At 64.2% G+C, this 14,168-nt stretch carries 13 protein-coding genes; 3 read left to right on the top strand and 10 right to left on the bottom strand.

The annotated features are described in order from the left end of the window. Nucleotide 1: 1 nt before the first annotated feature. Entirely contained in the window at nt 2-1,051 is a 1,050-nt protein-coding gene (gene queG, locus NCHOL11_RS12385; RefSeq protein ID WP_097092563.1) for a tRNA epoxyqueuosine(34) reductase QueG, read from the bottom strand. A gap of 22 nt (nt 1,052-1,073) precedes the next feature. Here queG and NCHOL11_RS12380 point away from each other — a divergent pair, with 22 nt between their 5' ends. Genes NCHOL11_RS12380 through msrB form a run of 3 tightly spaced genes read left to right on the top strand, consistent with a single transcriptional unit; the run spans nt 1,074 to nt 3,712 of the window. Next, complete coding sequence (locus tag NCHOL11_RS12380) at nt 1,074-2,036, top strand: ABC transporter ATP-binding protein (protein WP_097092933.1); 963 nt, start codon at nt 1,074-1,076, stop codon at nt 2,034-2,036. After that, a complete protein-coding gene (locus NCHOL11_RS12375) occupies nt 2,033-3,229 on the top strand; it encodes an ABC transporter permease (protein ID WP_097092562.1) in 1,197 nt (398 codons plus the stop codon). Before NCHOL11_RS12380 ends, NCHOL11_RS12375 begins: the two co-directional genes overlap by 4 nt. A 9-nt stretch (nt 3,230-3,238) precedes the next feature. Then, nucleotides 3,239-3,712, top strand: coding sequence for a peptide-methionine (R)-S-oxide reductase MsrB (gene msrB / locus NCHOL11_RS12370; protein ID WP_097092932.1), 474 nt, complete (start codon nt 3,239-3,241; stop codon nt 3,710-3,712). Here the strand turns inward: msrB and NCHOL11_RS12365 are convergent. From NCHOL11_RS12365 to NCHOL11_RS12325, 9 genes are all read right to left on the bottom strand, one after another. Beyond that, complete coding sequence (locus NCHOL11_RS12365; protein WP_369680242.1) at nt 3,693-5,537, bottom strand: hypothetical protein; 1,845 nt, start codon at nt 5,535-5,537, stop codon at nt 3,693-3,695. The two genes, msrB and NCHOL11_RS12365, sit on opposite strands and share 20 nt — an antisense overlap. Beyond that, complete coding sequence (locus tag NCHOL11_RS12360; protein WP_097092560.1) at nt 5,500-5,913, bottom strand: GtrA family protein; 414 nt, start codon at nt 5,911-5,913, stop codon at nt 5,500-5,502. Before NCHOL11_RS12360 ends, NCHOL11_RS12365 begins: the two co-directional genes overlap by 38 nt. A gap of 10 nt (nt 5,914-5,923) precedes the next feature. Then, complete coding sequence (locus NCHOL11_RS12355; RefSeq protein ID WP_097092559.1) at nt 5,924-7,450, bottom strand: NAD(P)/FAD-dependent oxidoreductase; 1,527 nt, start codon at nt 7,448-7,450, stop codon at nt 5,924-5,926. A gap of 122 nt (nt 7,451-7,572) precedes the next feature. Beyond that, nucleotides 7,573-7,902 carry a UrcA family protein gene (locus NCHOL11_RS12350; protein ID WP_097092558.1) on the bottom strand — a complete coding sequence of 110 codons (330 nt, stop codon included), beginning with the start codon at nt 7,900-7,902 and terminating at the stop codon, nt 7,573-7,575. Between the two features lie 173 nt (nt 7,903-8,075). Beyond that, nucleotides 8,076-9,665 carry a bifunctional phosphoribosylaminoimidazolecarboxamide formyltransferase/IMP cyclohydrolase gene (purH, locus tag NCHOL11_RS12345; RefSeq protein WP_097092557.1) on the bottom strand — a complete coding sequence of 530 codons (1,590 nt, stop codon included), beginning with the start codon at nt 9,663-9,665 and terminating at the stop codon, nt 8,076-8,078. A 95-nt stretch (nt 9,666-9,760) separates the two neighbouring features. Further along, complete coding sequence (locus NCHOL11_RS12340) at nt 9,761-11,530, bottom strand: heparinase II/III family protein (RefSeq protein ID WP_097092556.1); 1,770 nt, start codon at nt 11,528-11,530, stop codon at nt 9,761-9,763. Then, nucleotides 11,527-12,189, bottom strand: coding sequence for a ribulose-phosphate 3-epimerase (rpe, locus tag NCHOL11_RS12335; protein WP_097092555.1), 663 nt, complete (start codon nt 12,187-12,189; stop codon nt 11,527-11,529). Before rpe ends, NCHOL11_RS12340 begins: the two co-directional genes overlap by 4 nt. Nucleotides 12,190-12,280: 91 nt before the next feature. Beyond that, complete coding sequence (locus NCHOL11_RS12330; RefSeq protein ID WP_097092554.1) at nt 12,281-12,766, bottom strand: diguanylate cyclase; 486 nt, start codon at nt 12,764-12,766, stop codon at nt 12,281-12,283. A gap of 32 nt (nt 12,767-12,798) precedes the next feature. After that, complete coding sequence (locus NCHOL11_RS12325; protein WP_097092553.1) at nt 12,799-14,085, bottom strand: RsmB/NOP family class I SAM-dependent RNA methyltransferase; 1,287 nt, start codon at nt 14,083-14,085, stop codon at nt 12,799-12,801. Between the last annotated feature and the right edge of the window lie 83 nt (nt 14,086-14,168).

Raw genomic sequence — 14,168 nt, 5'->3', positions numbered from 1 at the left:
GTCACAGCGCCGATAGCCGCTCCACGGCCCAGGCGGCCGCTTCTGCCACGACGGGATCGTCGTCGGTCAGCAAAGGACGCAAAGGTGTCAGCAGCTTCGGATCACCGCTGTTTCCTGCTGCTATCGCGGCGTTGCGCACCATCCGGTTGCGTCCGATCCGCTTGATGGGCGATCCCGAGAAGACCTCTCTGAACCCCGCATCGTCCAACGCCAGCAGGTCGCCAAGTTCAGGCGCGGCCAGTTCGGCCCGGCCGATGAACGCCCGATTGGCGGCGGCCGCGTCGGCGAACTTGTTCCACGGACACACTGCCAGACAATCGTCGCAGCCATAGATGCGATTGCCGATCTTGTCGCGAAACTCCCGTGGGATTGGCCCTTTATGCTCGATGGTGAGGTAAGAGATGCAGCGGCGCGCGTCGACGACATAGGGCGCAGGAAACGCATCGGTAGGGCAGGCCGACTGGCAAGCGGTACAACTGCCGCAATGGTCCGTTTCCGGCAGGTCGGGCTCCAAGGCAATCTCGCTGTAGATCGCGCCCAGGAAGAGCCAGCTGCCATGGTCGCGGCTGACAAGATTGCTGTGCTTCCCTTGCCAACCCAGCCCCGCCGCCGCCGCGATCGGCTTTTCCATCACCGGCGCGGTATCGACGAAGACCTTGAGCGCGCTTGCCTGCTCTTCGACCAGCCAGCGGGCAAGGCTCTTCAGCCCCTTCTTCACCACATCATGATAGTCGCGCCCCTGCGCATAGACCGAAATCCGTCCACGGTCGCCCTCATCGGCCAGCGCCAGCGGATCGCGCGCGGGGGCATAGCTCATCCCAAGCATGATGACGCTGCGCACGTCGGGCCACAGCGCTTGCGGCGAGCCTCGCTGCTCGGCGCGCTCCTCCATCCACAGCATCTCGCCATGGCACCCATCGTCCAGCCATTGCCGCAGCCGCCGTCCCGCCTCAGGTGCAGCGTCCGCGCGCGCGATGGCGCATGCGGCAAAGCCCAGCCGCCGCGCCTGCGCCTTCAGGCGCTGTTCCAAGGATTCGGTTTGCGTTGGCATGCTGTGCGACTATCAGGAGGGGATGATCCGTAACAATCCGGCTCCTTCTTCGGCCTATGCCGTCGAAGGCCATGCTCTTGTCAAGACTTTCGGCAAATTCCGGGCAGTCGATGGCATCGACATCGCCGTTCCAGCCGGGTCGATCTATGGCATCCTGGGGCCGAACGGGGCGGGCAAGACGACCTTGCTGCGCACCCTGCTCGGCATCATCGATCCTGATGAAGGCCATCGTAGATTGCTGGGCGACGACGTTCCGCTGCGCCAGGCGCGCGCTATCGGCTATTTGCCTGAGGAGCGCGGCCTTTACCCGTCCATGAAGGCCGCGGAGGCGATCGCCTTCATGGGTGCCCTGCGCGGGCTGCCGATCAAGGTCGGGCGGGAACGCGCCCGGGCGATGCTCACCGAACATGGCATGGGCGCCTCTGTCGACAAGCCGATCCGCCAATTGTCGAAAGGCATGGCCCAAACCGTTCAGCTTTTCGGGACGATCGTTCATGAGCCGAAGCTGATCGTTCTGGACGAGCCATTTTCCGGCCTGGACGCGATCAACCAGGGCAAGCTGGAAACGCTGATCCGTGATCAGGCACGGCGCGGCGTCACCATCCTCTTCTCCACCCATGTCATCGCGCACGCCGAACGTCTTTGCGAACGCATCGCGATCGTGGCTGGTGGGCAGATCCGGTTCGAGGGATCGGTGAGCGAGGCGCGGGACAAGCTCCGGCCGCAAGTGCGACTGAGGACGCGCGCGAGCGATGGCAGTTGGCGCCGCGCACTCCCGGCCGAGACATTGGCGGCCGATGGCGCCTGGCATTTCGATCTGCCGGACGAGGGGATCGAACCGCTGCTGCGCGCCCTGCTCGACGGACAGGCAGGCATTGAGAGCCTTTCGATCGAACGGCCGGGCCTGCATGACGCGTTCGTTTCCATTGCGGGCGCAGCCGCGGCCCGGCAGATGCAGGGTGCGGAAGAGGAACTGGCCGGATGAGCCAGATCCTGCGCGCCGCCCTGGTGATTGCCCGCCGCGATTTTTCCGCCGTGATCTTTTCCAAGACCTTCATCCTTTTCCTGCTCGGTCCCCTGTTCCCGGTGGTGATCGGCATGGCGTTCGGGGGGCTGGGTGAAAAGATCACGACCGAAAGCCTGCGTCCGACCGTCGGCCTGGCCATGGCGGCCGATGACGCCGCGCGGATGGAACATGCGCACGACATGCTGGCCGCGCGCGTTGGGGCGGCCAACCTCCCCCGCCTGCAACGCGCTCCCCCAAGTGACCCTCGCTCTTTGCTCACGCGGCCGGACACGCGCTTCATCGCCATTGTTTCAGGCACGATCGACAAACCCGTGCTGACAGGAAAGGCCGGCGACCTGGCCATGCTGGAGGGTGATATAAACCTGCTTGCCAGCGCCGCCGTGGCCGGCGAGCAATTGCCTCATGTGCGGGTCGCAAAGCAGCTGGTGACGGCGAGCGCTGGCGCGGAAGCGCAGTCCCGCCTGCTGACCGGCCGTGCTGCCCAAGTGCTCATTTTCCTGCTGACCATGTTGCTGGCCGGCATGGTCCTGTCGAATCTTGTCGAGGAAAAGACCAACAAGGTGATCGAGATCCTGGCCGCCGCCGTTCCGATCGACTCTGTGTTCCTCGGCAAGCTCATCGCGATGCTCGGGATGAGCTTCGTCGGCATCGCTTTCTGGGGAGCAGGCGTCGTGTTCGGCGTCAGGATCTTCGCAGGCCCGGATATCGCGCCGCCCACTCCCGCAGTCGGATGGCCTATTTTTCTGTTGCTTGGCGGTATCTACTTCACCATGGCCTATGCGCTTCTTGGCTCCCTATTCCTCGGGATTGGCGCGCAGGCCGCCACAGTGCGCGAAGTGCAGACTCTCAACATGCCGGTCACCATGGCGCAGATGGGCGTGTTCTTCTTCGCCACCTATGCCGTCGATCATATGGGATCAGCGCCTGAAATCGCCGCGATCCTCTTTCCCTTTTCCTCACCCTTCGCGATGATCGCGCGGGCGGCGCAGGATGCAGCCCTTTGGCCCCATATCGTTGCGATCATCTGGCAGGCGATCTGGGTGGCTGCTATCATTCGGCTAGGCGTAGGGCTGTTCCGGCGGCATGTCCTCAAATCTGGGCAGGGTAGCAGCAGGAAATTGTTCAGGCGCCGCTCAGCCCCGGCAAGTTAGGACAGAATGATGGATCGCCGTCACCTTCTCAAGAGTAGCTTGGGCGGAGCCGCCGCACTTACCGTCTGGGCCCTTGGAGGAGGCGAGGCTGCCGCTTATCCCTTCTCGCTGACGGACGCGCAGTGGCGCAAACGCTTGAGCCCCCTAGCGTACAACGTGCTGCGCAAACATGCGACCGAGCATCCCTTCACCAGCCCGCTCAACAAGGAACATCGTCCTGGCATCTTCAAATGCGCAGGCTGCGGACAGGGCTTGTTCGACGCTAAGACGAAGTTTGACAGCGGCACCGGCTGGCCAAGCTTCTGGGCGCCGCTGCCACGCGCCGTGGGCACGTCGCGGGATTTCTCGCTGGTATATCCCCGTATCGAAGTCCATTGCGCGCGGTGCGGCGGCCATCTCGGCCATGTGTTCGATGACGGGCCGCGACCTACCGGCAAGCGCTATTGCATGAACGGCGTTGCCCTCAGCTTTTCGGCGGCATGATCCTGTAGACCCGCAGGGCTGCGGTGCTTTGAACCTTCACCGGCTTCAGCCATGCGGGAGTAGCGCCCTTGTCCAGCACAGACGCCAGACTGCCGGGATGTTCGTCGGCATAATGCCTGAATTCATTGAGGCCTGCGCATGTCACCAGATAGTCCGGTCCCTTGCCACTATTCAACGCGCTCAGAATGTCCCTGGCTCTTGATGGCGGCGCGGTGAAGGCTTCGACGACTGCGGTGATCCCGGCCGCATTGCGGTGATGGGCCGTGCCGATGACATTATGATGGGTCCTGATCAGAATGTCGGGGCCCATATCCAGCGGGGCAAACAGCGTTGATCGGGGCAGTCGCCGCAACGGTGCCAAGGCGTCGGCGCTGCGGCATTCTCCGGCGGGCGTAGCCGCTTTTTCTGCCTTGTCGTCCGCGCTCGCCGTCACCGCGATCCAGATCGCGCACAAGGCCGCTGGCGTGAGCAGGGCGACGGCGGAAGAGGCAAACACCCTCGGCAGGGTTGCGGATTGCTGTTGCGCGCGGCGGAAGAGCCGCAACATGAGCCAGGCAAGGCCCGGCAAGGCCAGAACATGAGCCACGGACATAGCCCGCATCACCAGCATGGCGATCAGCGTCGATCCGGTCAGAAGCAGCACCACAGCCAGCCATCGGTCGCGGGTCTTTGCCGATTGGCTGGCACGCACGGCCAGAAGCGAACCAGTCAGCCCTGCCAGCTGCGGCAGCAGGATAAGGCCCATCATCGAGCGGCCCTGTTCCCAAATCGGACGGCCTTCCATGACGTGCAGATACCAAAGCTTATAGGCGATCGGCCCAAGTGCCTGGAACGGATCGCCCGTCAGGCAGGGGCGGCCGGTAATGACGAACAGCGCAGCCGCTGCCAGGGCACCCGACCCGGCGGCAAGGAAGCGCCCCAGTGCCGAGGCAGGAGCGAGGTGAAAGGCAAGGGGTGTGACAACCGCAAAGGCAAGCAGTGGCCACACATAGGCCGCTGACAGCGCGTCGCACTGCGCCTGCACCAGGGGAGGCAGGCCGCGCAGGATGGCCAGCAAGAACAGCGCGGCGCCGCCCAAAGTCAGGGCATAGGCCACAAAGCGGGCAACTTCATTGCGATCGCGCCACTGGCGCAACGCCAATATGGCCGCGAACAAGGCGGCATAGGGCAACCCCTCGCTCGAAATCTGCAGCCAGACCGCCATTGCCCCGCCAGCGACCACCCCGCCGCGTCGGGCGTGCGGGTCCATCGCGCCTGCGAGCGCGATCGCCGCCATGAGGATCTGCCATCCATGATGATCGATCCGCAGTGGCCCGAACTGAACGAGGATTGTCGGCGTGATGAGCACCAGGACGGGCGCCAGCATGGCCGCTGGCTTCCCGGCGACATGCGCAGACGCGCAATGGACGGCCCACACCAAAGCCCCCAGCAAGATCAACGGAACCGCCGAACAGGCCACTATCTCGGCCAGGTTGCTGCCCACCATCGGCCGCAGGATCAGGATCATGGCCGCGATTGGCGCATCCACGATCCGCGACCAATGCATCGGGCCGCCGAAAGGCGGGTTCACGCGGTGCTGACTGACGTCCAGGAAGGGCTGGCCGGAAAGCCAGTCCCGCACCTGCTGAAGGCGCATCGCGTCATCCGGATCACGAAACCCCAAGGCGCCAAGCTCGTTTCGGGAGAGCCACAGCAGGACAGCGGCACAGCATAGCCAGGCCAGGATGAGCCAGCGGGCGCGCGGAACGCCGTGCATCCCCAGGTCGCGGGTGAACCCTGTACGGGCCTTAGCGAGCGGCGAAGACGCCATATTTCCGGATCGCATATACCCCCAGGAAACTTACCGGGATGGCAAAGAGCTTCGCCATCGCCGGAGCCATGCCTGCCGCTCCCAATGCGCTGATAAGGCCCGAGGTCACGCCGATGCCAACCGCTGCGCTGACGACAAAGCCCAGCCGTTGCTTGGTTGTAGGACCAACAGCCGACGGGAAGACAAAGCGAACGCTGATCAGCCAGTGCAGCAGCAGCCCGCCGGTATAGCCAATCGCGCCCGCCAGGGTCGGCGGAACATCAATCCGCAGCAGCGCCAGGAACAACAGCATGTCGGCGCAGAGCGCGCACAGGCTCGCCAGCACATAGCGGACGAGCGTGAAACGAACGGCAACAGCGCTGGTCAGATAGCTTAGGTTCGTCAATGCCATGACTGCCGGTTCAAGCGGCCCTCAAGCGACCGGGGACCCGCCGCAGGCTGGTCAGCGCTGCCTTCTGCCCGACCGTCTCTTCGCCTTCCGCGCCAGCCTCATGATATTCGGCATCCTCATTGACGGCCCAGGTGTCGAACTGGCGTTCACCCGCTTCGATGTTCCGCACGGTCAGCATGGCGGTCATCATCGCATGATCCTGATTATTATAACGATGCATGCCGTTGCGGCCGACCAGATGCAGCGTCGGGTAGAGTTGCTCCAGCTCGGTCCGCATCTTCAGCACATTGGCGGCATAGTCGTCGTCATAGACCGGATAGGCCTTCTCCTGGCGAACGACCGCTCCGCCGACCACGTCGGCGGGGTCGCAGAGCCCCAGGATCGCCATTTCGCGCTTGGCCAGTTCGATCAAGGCGTCGTCGCTCGATGACCAGAGGCCGTCGCCCTCGAAGCAGAAATATTCCAGGCCCACGCAAGCGAGCGACGGATCGGGCACCATCTCCGGAGACCAGCTGCGGAAATTCTGGATGCGGCCGACCTGGACCTTTGAATCATGAATGTAGATCCAATTGTCGGGAAACAGGTCTTCCGACTTGATCATCAGGGCGACGGTCAGGAAGTCGCGATATTTCAGCTCCATCGCATTGCCGAGCGTTGCGGGCAGGGGGTGGATGCGGCCTGCAAGCTCACGCATCGGCGCGGAACTGATCACATGACGGGCCTTCAGCAGCACATCGCCGCCCGGGCCCTGGGCAACCATCTGCCATTGGCCGGAGCCCTGGTCATGTGACAGTTGCTTCAGACCATGCGCCATCAGCACCCGGTTCCCGCGAGCGACCACGAAATCCCGTGCCGCTTCCCACATCATACCGGGCCCAAGGCGCGGATAGCGAAAGCTTTCAAGCAAGGTCTTGGCCGCCATGCCGTCATTGGGCCGTTTGTTGAGCCCCATCGACCGCTTAAGCCCGTCTTTCACTGCGCCCCAGAGCGACAGGCCCTTGATCCGCTGCGCCGCCCAATCGGCCGACATCTCGTTGCAGGGCATGCCCCAGACCTTTTCGGTATAGGTCTTGAAGAAAATCGAGAACAGCTTGTGCCCGAAGGCATTCACCGTCCAATCCTGGAAGGAGCGGACGTTGCGGTTCGGCAGCAGCCTGGCCTTTGCGAAACTCGCCATGCATAGCGTCGATCGCCACAGGCCAAGGTTCCACAATGCTTCGAAAGCGCGCAGCGGATAGCTGTAGAATTTGCCCTCATAATAGATGCGGCTCATCCGGGGACGCTGGATGAAATCATTGGGCAGGATCTCGTTCCAGAGATCGACAACCTCTTTAGACTTCGAAAAAAAGCGGTGGCCGCCGATATCGAAGCGGAAACCGTTCAGTTCGACAGTGCGGCTGATCCCGCCGACATAGCGGGGGTCCTTCTCGATGACGGTGACTGTGTAGCCCTTCTTCGTCAGCAGATAGGCCGCAGTCAGGCCTGCCGGACCCGCGCCGATGATGGCGACATCCACATTCTGGTCGATTTCCGACATGCAATGCCCCCCGATAGGCTAACTTCTATCATCGGGAGTGGCGGAAATCATCTAAGGAATGGTTAACGGGCGGGTAAGCATGACAGGGCCGCATGTACGGCCCTGTCGCTATTCGTGACGGATCAGCCCTGATGCTGTCCCTGTACCGAACCGTCCAGACTGCCCCGCGCGCTTTCCAGGGCGCTGCTGTAGCAGTCGCGGAATTCACGCGTAGGCTGCTGGATCGAGCCGCTGAACCAGCCGCAGGCCTGCTTGGCTGCGCGATCGATGCGGGAATTTGCCAAGCGGGCGCCGTGCGCGCTCGCCAGATTCAGGTCGGCCACGGAAACCATGATGCTGCGCGTCTCTGTGCCTGCGCGGGCATCCACGACCAGCGTGCTTGAGGCGAGTGCCGAAACAGGTAAGGCGAGGGTCATCGTGGCAGCCAACGCCGCCAGCGTCTTCATGGTCATCCTATGTCTCCTGCGAACAATGGTTGCCCGCAGCCTGCATGGGCCTGGGGTCGGCTCGAAAATAGGATGTGCGCAAGGCATTGGGAAGAGGCCACTTGGCTGAAAGTGGCAGAAATCAGCTATTTTTGCGGATGCGAAAGGAATGTGCCCCCTCTCGCATCGGCATGACAGGATCAGTGGCGGAAGTGCCGCATGCCGGTGAATAGCATGGCCAGCCCCGCCTCATCCGCCGCCGCGATGACTTCCTCGTCACGGATGGATCCGCCCGGCTGGATCACGGCTGTAGCGCCAGCCTCGACCGCGGCGAGGAGGCCGTCGGCGAAGGGGAAAAAGGCGTCGGACGCGACTGCCGACCCAATGGTGCGGGCTTCGCTCCACCCTGCCTTTTCAGCGGCATCCTTGGCCTTCCACGCCGCGATGCGAGCGGACTCGAGGCGGTTCATCTGCCCCGCGCCGATGCCTGCGGTGCTGTTGCCCTTGGCATAGACGATGGCGTTGGATTTCACATGCTTTGCGACGGTCCAGGCGAACAGGCAGTCATTCAATTCCTGATCAGTGGGCGCGCGCTTGGTAACGACCTTCAACTGGTCGCGCGTGATGCGGCCATTGTCGCGGCTCTGCACGAGCAGCCCGCCAGCGATGCTCTTCATCATCAGCCCGGTGCGGGCGGGATCGGGCAGTTCGCCGGTCAGCAGTAGGCGAAGGTTCTTCTTCTTCGCAAAGATCGCCTTCGCATCGTCATCGGCATCGGGTGCCGCGACCACTTCGGTGAAGATGCCGCTGATCGCCTCGGCCGTAGGCCCGTCGAGCGGACGGTTGACAGCGATGATGCCGCCAAAGGCCGATACGCTGTCGCAGACAAGCGCCGCTTCATAGGCTTCGATCAGCGTGTTGCCGGTCGCCACGCCACAGGGATTGGCGTGCTTCACGATCACCACAGTCGGCGGGCCATCACGGAACTCGCTGACCAGTTCGAGCGCGGCGTCCGCATCATTATAATTATTGTAGCTCAACTCCTTGCCCTGGATCTGCTTGGCCTGAGCAATGCCGTTGGCTGACGGGCCAACAGGCAGATAGAGCGCGGCGGACTGGTGCGGATTCTCGCCATAGCGCAGACTCGACCCGAGCTTGCTCGACACGGCCAGCGTCTCGGGAAAATCGACGCCCTGATCGGCAAAGGCGAACCAGCTTGCGATCATCGAGTCATAGGCGGCCGTGGCGGCATAGGCCTTTGCCGCCAGCATACGGCGGAAATCATAGCTGGTCGCGCCGCCCTTTTCCTCCATCTCCGCGATCAGGCGAGCATAGTCGGCCGGATCGGTGACGATGGCGACGCTTTCATGATTCTTCGCGGCGGAGCGAACCATGGAGGGGCCGCCGATATCGATATTCTCGATAATCTCTTCGCGCTCTGCCCCCTTGGCGACCGTGGCGGCGAAGGGGTAAAGGTTCACGACGACGAGGTCGATCGCGCCGATCTCATGCTCCTGCATCGAGACGACATGGTCGGGATTGTTGCGCACGGCGAGCAGGCCGCCATGAACCTTCGGGTGCAGCGTCTTGACGCGCCCATCCATCATTTCGGGAAAGCCGGTGAGGTCCGAAATATCCTTCACGTCCAACCCGGCATCACGCAGAGCCTTGGCCGTGCCGCCGGTGGACACCAGTTCGACGCCATGTTTGCCCAGCGCCTGGCCCAGTTCGACCAGGCCGGACTTGTCCGACACGGAAAGGAGGGCGCGTTTGATGGTGACGTCTGACATGATGCTTCCTGCTGTTCGGGTGCCGCTCAGGCTTGCCGCAGCCCTCTAGTCCTGCCGGGCCCATGCGGCAAGGACAGGATTGGATGTTAAGAGCCTTAGCTCATCCGCTTGAAGAGCCAGCCGATCGTCGACCCGCCGGGCAGCGCTTCGGCAGTGATGACCAGCTGGCGGGTTTGGTGCGGGCGGCCCTCTCCATCGACCCACAGGCTCTCCTCGATCGCGAGCTTCCCCGCATTGGCGCGGAACTGCCAGATCGGCCCCATTTCGATCCGCAACAGAGCGCCCATACCGTCGGCCGTGGCCGTAGGTTCCACCAGCGGCGCAAGATGGAAGCGCAACTGCGCGGGCAGCTTCACCGGCCTGCGGCGGCGGGCGGCGGGGGTCAGCAAATCCTCGCCCCGGATTTCCCGGCCATCGATGCTGACGAGCAGCAGGCGGCGATGGACATAGCCCATGCGGCGGACATAGCCATCATGGCTGATCTCTATGCGACTGCCGCTTTCCTGCTCCTGCCGGTGCAGCTCGACTTCGGTGACACCACGGCCGAGCGTGCCGTCCGGCATCAGCGCGGTGGAATTGGTGTCGTTCAGTACCAGCGTGCTGTGCGCCGCCGTGGTGCGCAGCCCTTGCGCCAGCCCATCGGGCATCCACGCGCCCTCCAGCGCCGCGCCGCCGCAATTGACGATCAGCCGCTGCGGCCCATCGCTGATCTCGATCGCGGTGGTGGAGGCGCATCCCGCCGCTGCCAAACGCGCCACGGGCGGCGGCGCGGCGTCGATCTGAACGATGGTAGGGCCCGCGACCAGCCGCTGATACCCCCAGTCATTCGCCTGCCGCAGCGGCCGCGCGCGCACCCGACTCGCCCGGATCACCGCTTCGACCGTGGAGGGATCGATAGCGCCCGCACCCTGCCAGCTGCCCAGCCCCCCATCGCCATGTGCGAGGCCAAGCAGGGCGGGCACCATCCGCCCCAGCGCTTCGGTCAGGAAAGGCGGCACCTGTTCCCGGCGCACGTCATAGACGGCGCGCACCATGGAAAGCAGCATGATGGCGCCCTGCTGATCCAGCGGCGATCGCGACACGATGCCGCCATCGCCATGCACCGCATTGTCGATTGCGCGCTTGAGGCCTGCTTCCCCGAAAATCTTCCGTGCCGCGCCACCGGGCAGCAGCATGGAGGCGGCGACGATGCCGCCCCAGGCGACCAGGCGAGGCAGGCCGAGCGGTGCCTTGTCAGCGCCGCGATCCAGATGCCGCGCCGTCCGCGCGATGCAGTTCAGCACCAGCGATCGATAGACCAGGTCGCTGGATGACAGGATGAGCGGCGCATGGGCCGACCAGAACAGCAGTCGCCAACCCGCATTGTCCGCGCGCCAGGCCGGTTCGCTCGGCGTTTCGGCATGCGCCTCCAGCCATTTGCGCAGCACGGCTTCCGCGACGGGCGCACCCTGTTCCCGCGTGGCGGCGGACGACAGGTCGCGCAGCCAGGCGAAGCTGTGCAGATAATCGGCAAAGGCTGGCACGACGCTCAGCCGGTCGAAATCCAGCGTGTTGAGCGGTTGCTTCAGTCCACGGAACAGGAAATAACCGGCGCGGATGGCCTGCCCCGCCTTCGCATCGCCCGGAATTTCATCATCGGGCACCGCGAGCAGCTTGAGCGGATATTTTCCCTTCAGCCGCCGACCGTGGATCGGCGTCTTCCAGCTCATCAGGTAAAAGCGGTTGGCGATCCGCTGGGCCAGCGACAGGCCCTTGTCATCCGCCACGCGGATGAGCCGCTTGCCCTGTTCGATCCCGTTTTCGGCTGGTTCTGATTCCGCCGTATCCGCAAGCGAAGGGCTGGGGATGCGCCGCCTGTCGCTCACCCGCCCTTGAGCTTCCGGATATTGTCGGCATAGGCGGAAGGCCCGCCACGGAATGTGGCCGTGCCCGCGACCAGCACATCCGCGCCCGCCTCGATCGCGCGCGGCGCCGTGGTGAAGTCGATGCCGCCGTCGACCTGCAGGCGGATGTCGCGCCCACTCTTGTCGATCATCTTGCGGATCGCCTCGATCTTGCGCAGTTGATTCTCGATGAAGCTCTGCCCGCCGAAGCCGGGATTGACGCTCATCACCAGGATCAGATCGACATCATCGATCAGATAGTCGAGCATCTTGGCCGGGGTGCCGGGATTGAGCACCACGCCAGCCTGTACGCCCAATGACTTGATGTGCTGGATGGAGCGGTGGATATGCGGCCCAGCTTCCGGATGGACGGTCAGGATGTCGGCACCTGCCTGCGCGAAGGCATCCAGATACTGATCCACCGGAGAGATCATCAGATGCACGTCGAACGGCTTCTTGCTGTGGGGGCGCAGCGCCTTCACCACGGCCGGGCCGATGGTGATGTTGGGCACGAAATGGCCGTCCATCACATCGATATGAATCCAGTCGCAACCCGCTTCGTCGATCGCGCGGACCTCCTCGCCCAGGCGGGCGAAGTCGGCGGACAGGATGGAGGGCGAGATAAGGATCGGGCTGGTCATCAACAGTCGGCTCTAGCCGCGCCACCGATCAAGGGCAACGCTGCAGTTCGACCTTATCCACAGGCTTTTGCGGCGGGTATGGCCAAGGATTTCAGGGCAGGATGAAAATGGTGGGGTCAAGGCCGCAGGAACCCGCCGAGCCGCGCGGGAGAAACTGTTTGACGCCATGCAGGCCGATCACGCGCGTGCCTTCCAGGATCGGCGCGGCGATAAGGCGCATCGTGCATTCGCTGCCATCCAGCGGGCGAATATCCACGTCCAGGGTGAAGCCGCGCCGATGACGGATGGCGTAGGCGCGCAGCTGCTCCATGGCCTCGCGCGAATCTGGCTGGTAAAGCGAAGTGGCAAGCGGGCGCGGAACGGCGACGCCCCTTTCTATGCCGAACAGGTCGTAGACGCCGCTGGTCCACGACAGGCTGTTGTCGCTGAGATCGCAATGCCACAGCCCGATCCCGCGCTCTGCCAGCGCCTGATCGTCGCGTGCGGTGCGATCGTCCAGGGATACTGACGCAAGATGCTGGCGCAGATCGTAGAGCGGCCAACTATGGTGCAGGGGGAGGGGCTCGGTCGGGCGCAAGCGTGGCCTTTCTGACGTTCCCCGATCTTAGTTCATTGTGCCGCGCGAGCAAGGCGGGCAACGAAAAAGCCATCCGTGCAACCCTTGTCGGCCAATGTGTCGGGCAAAGTGCGCAGCCAACCCTCCGGATCGGGACAAATGCCCTGCGGCAATTCGCCTTGTTGTGCTGGCTGAAGGCTGAAGCCGGGGTTTTGACGCAGAAATGCCTCCAGCTGCTCCTCGCCCTCCGCCTTTTCGAGCGAGCAGGTGGCGTAGATCAGGGTCCCGCCAGGCTTCAGCCATTGGGCAGCGCGGCTCAGCAGTTCGGCTTGCAGCTCTGCCAACTCGGCGATCTGGCGCGGACCGATGCGGTGCAGCACGTCGGGATGGCGGCGATAAATGCCGGTGGCGGTGCACGGAGCGTCGAGCAGGATGGCGTCGGCTTGGCGTTCAGGCTCCCATTGGCGCAGGTCCGCCTGCACTATCGTAGCGGCCAGCGCCGTGCGTGCCAGATTCTCGCTCAGCCGTTCCAGGCGCTTCTTCGATTGATCCAGCGCAGTCACTTGCCACCCCGCGGCGGCCAACTGCATCGTCTTGCCACCGGGCGCGGCGCAAAGGTCCAGCACGGTGCGGCCTCCGCCTGTTCCGAGCAGGCGGGCGGGGCAGGACGCCGCTAGATCCTGAACCCACCATACGCCTTCTGCAAAGCCGGGCAACTCCGTAACCGATGCATGATCGGGCAGGCGGACATGACCAGGAGCGAAGCTTTCGCCGCCCAGCTTTTCGGCCCAGTCGGCCGTCTCTGCCGGGTGGCGCAGGCTGACGTCCACGGGCGGACGCACGCCATAGGCGCTTGCCGCAGCGGCGGGCATGTCGCCTCCCCACTGCGCTTCCCACCGCGCGGCGACCTCTTCAGGCAGGGTAGGCGGGTCCGGCAGAGCGGGCGCGGCGCGAGTCACTGTGCCGAACACGCCATGCACCAGCTTGCGCGGCCCGCCATCCACCAGCGGCAGGGCAGTCGCGATGGCGGCGTGCGGCGCCGTGCCAAGCGCGAGAACCTGGATAAGGGCGATCCGCAGCACCATGCGCGCTTTCGCATCATTCGGCAGCGGCTGACGAGTCGCGCCGTCGATCAGCGCGTCTAGGTCGGGCAGATGGCGCAGCGCTTCTGCGGCGATGGCATGGACAAGCGCGCGATCGGCTGCGGGGAGCCCCTGCGCCGCGCCATGCAGCGCCAGCTCCAGCGGGTCGCCCCGGCGCAGGACGGCGTCGAGCAGCCGCAAAGCGGCGCGGCGTGCAGGAAGGCCGGGAATATCTGCGGGGCGGGAAGGGCGAGCCATGGCGAGCGCCTTACGCTAATTGCCATGGGAAAGTCATGGCCCTTCAATGCTCGCCCCCGCCACATTCGTCATCCCAGCGAAAG

Source organism: Novosphingobium sp. Chol11 (genome assembly GCF_900218065.1).
Lineage (GTDB): Bacteria > Pseudomonadota > Alphaproteobacteria > Sphingomonadales > Sphingomonadaceae > Sphingobium > Sphingobium agri.
The sequence above is the reverse complement of the archived record's forward strand: the minus strand, read 5'-3'. Positions and strand labels throughout refer to the sequence as shown.

Excerpts from the sequence above, each read along its gene's own strand:
- NCHOL11_RS12365 (WP_369680242.1), bottom strand. The coding sequence starts at position 5,537 with ATGCGATCCGGAAATATGGCGTCTTCGCCGCTCGCTAAGGCCCGTACA.
- NCHOL11_RS12325 (WP_097092553.1), bottom strand. The coding sequence starts at position 14,085 with ATGGCTCGCCCTTCCCGCCCCGCAGATATTCCCGGCCTTCCTGCACGC.
- NCHOL11_RS12355 (WP_097092559.1), bottom strand. The coding sequence starts at position 7,450 with ATGTCGGAAATCGACCAGAATGTGGATGTCGCCATCATCGGCGCGGGT.
- NCHOL11_RS12350 (WP_097092558.1), bottom strand. The coding sequence starts at position 7,902 with ATGACCATGAAGACGCTGGCGGCGTTGGCTGCCACGATGACCCTCGCC.
- rpe (WP_097092555.1), bottom strand. The coding sequence starts at position 12,189 with ATGACCAGCCCGATCCTTATCTCGCCCTCCATCCTGTCCGCCGACTTC.
- NCHOL11_RS12375 (WP_097092562.1), top strand. The coding sequence starts at position 2,033 with ATGAGCCAGATCCTGCGCGCCGCCCTGGTGATTGCCCGCCGCGATTTT.
- purH (WP_097092557.1), bottom strand. The coding sequence starts at position 9,665 with ATGTCAGACGTCACCATCAAACGCGCCCTCCTTTCCGTGTCGGACAAG.
- NCHOL11_RS12380 (WP_097092933.1), top strand. The coding sequence starts at position 1,074 with ATGATCCGTAACAATCCGGCTCCTTCTTCGGCCTATGCCGTCGAAGGC.
- NCHOL11_RS12360 (WP_097092560.1), bottom strand. The coding sequence starts at position 5,913 with ATGGCATTGACGAACCTAAGCTATCTGACCAGCGCTGTTGCCGTTCGT.
- msrB (WP_097092932.1), top strand. The coding sequence starts at position 3,239 with ATGGATCGCCGTCACCTTCTCAAGAGTAGCTTGGGCGGAGCCGCCGCA.
- queG (WP_097092563.1), bottom strand. The coding sequence starts at position 1,051 with ATGCCAACGCAAACCGAATCCTTGGAACAGCGCCTGAAGGCGCAGGCG.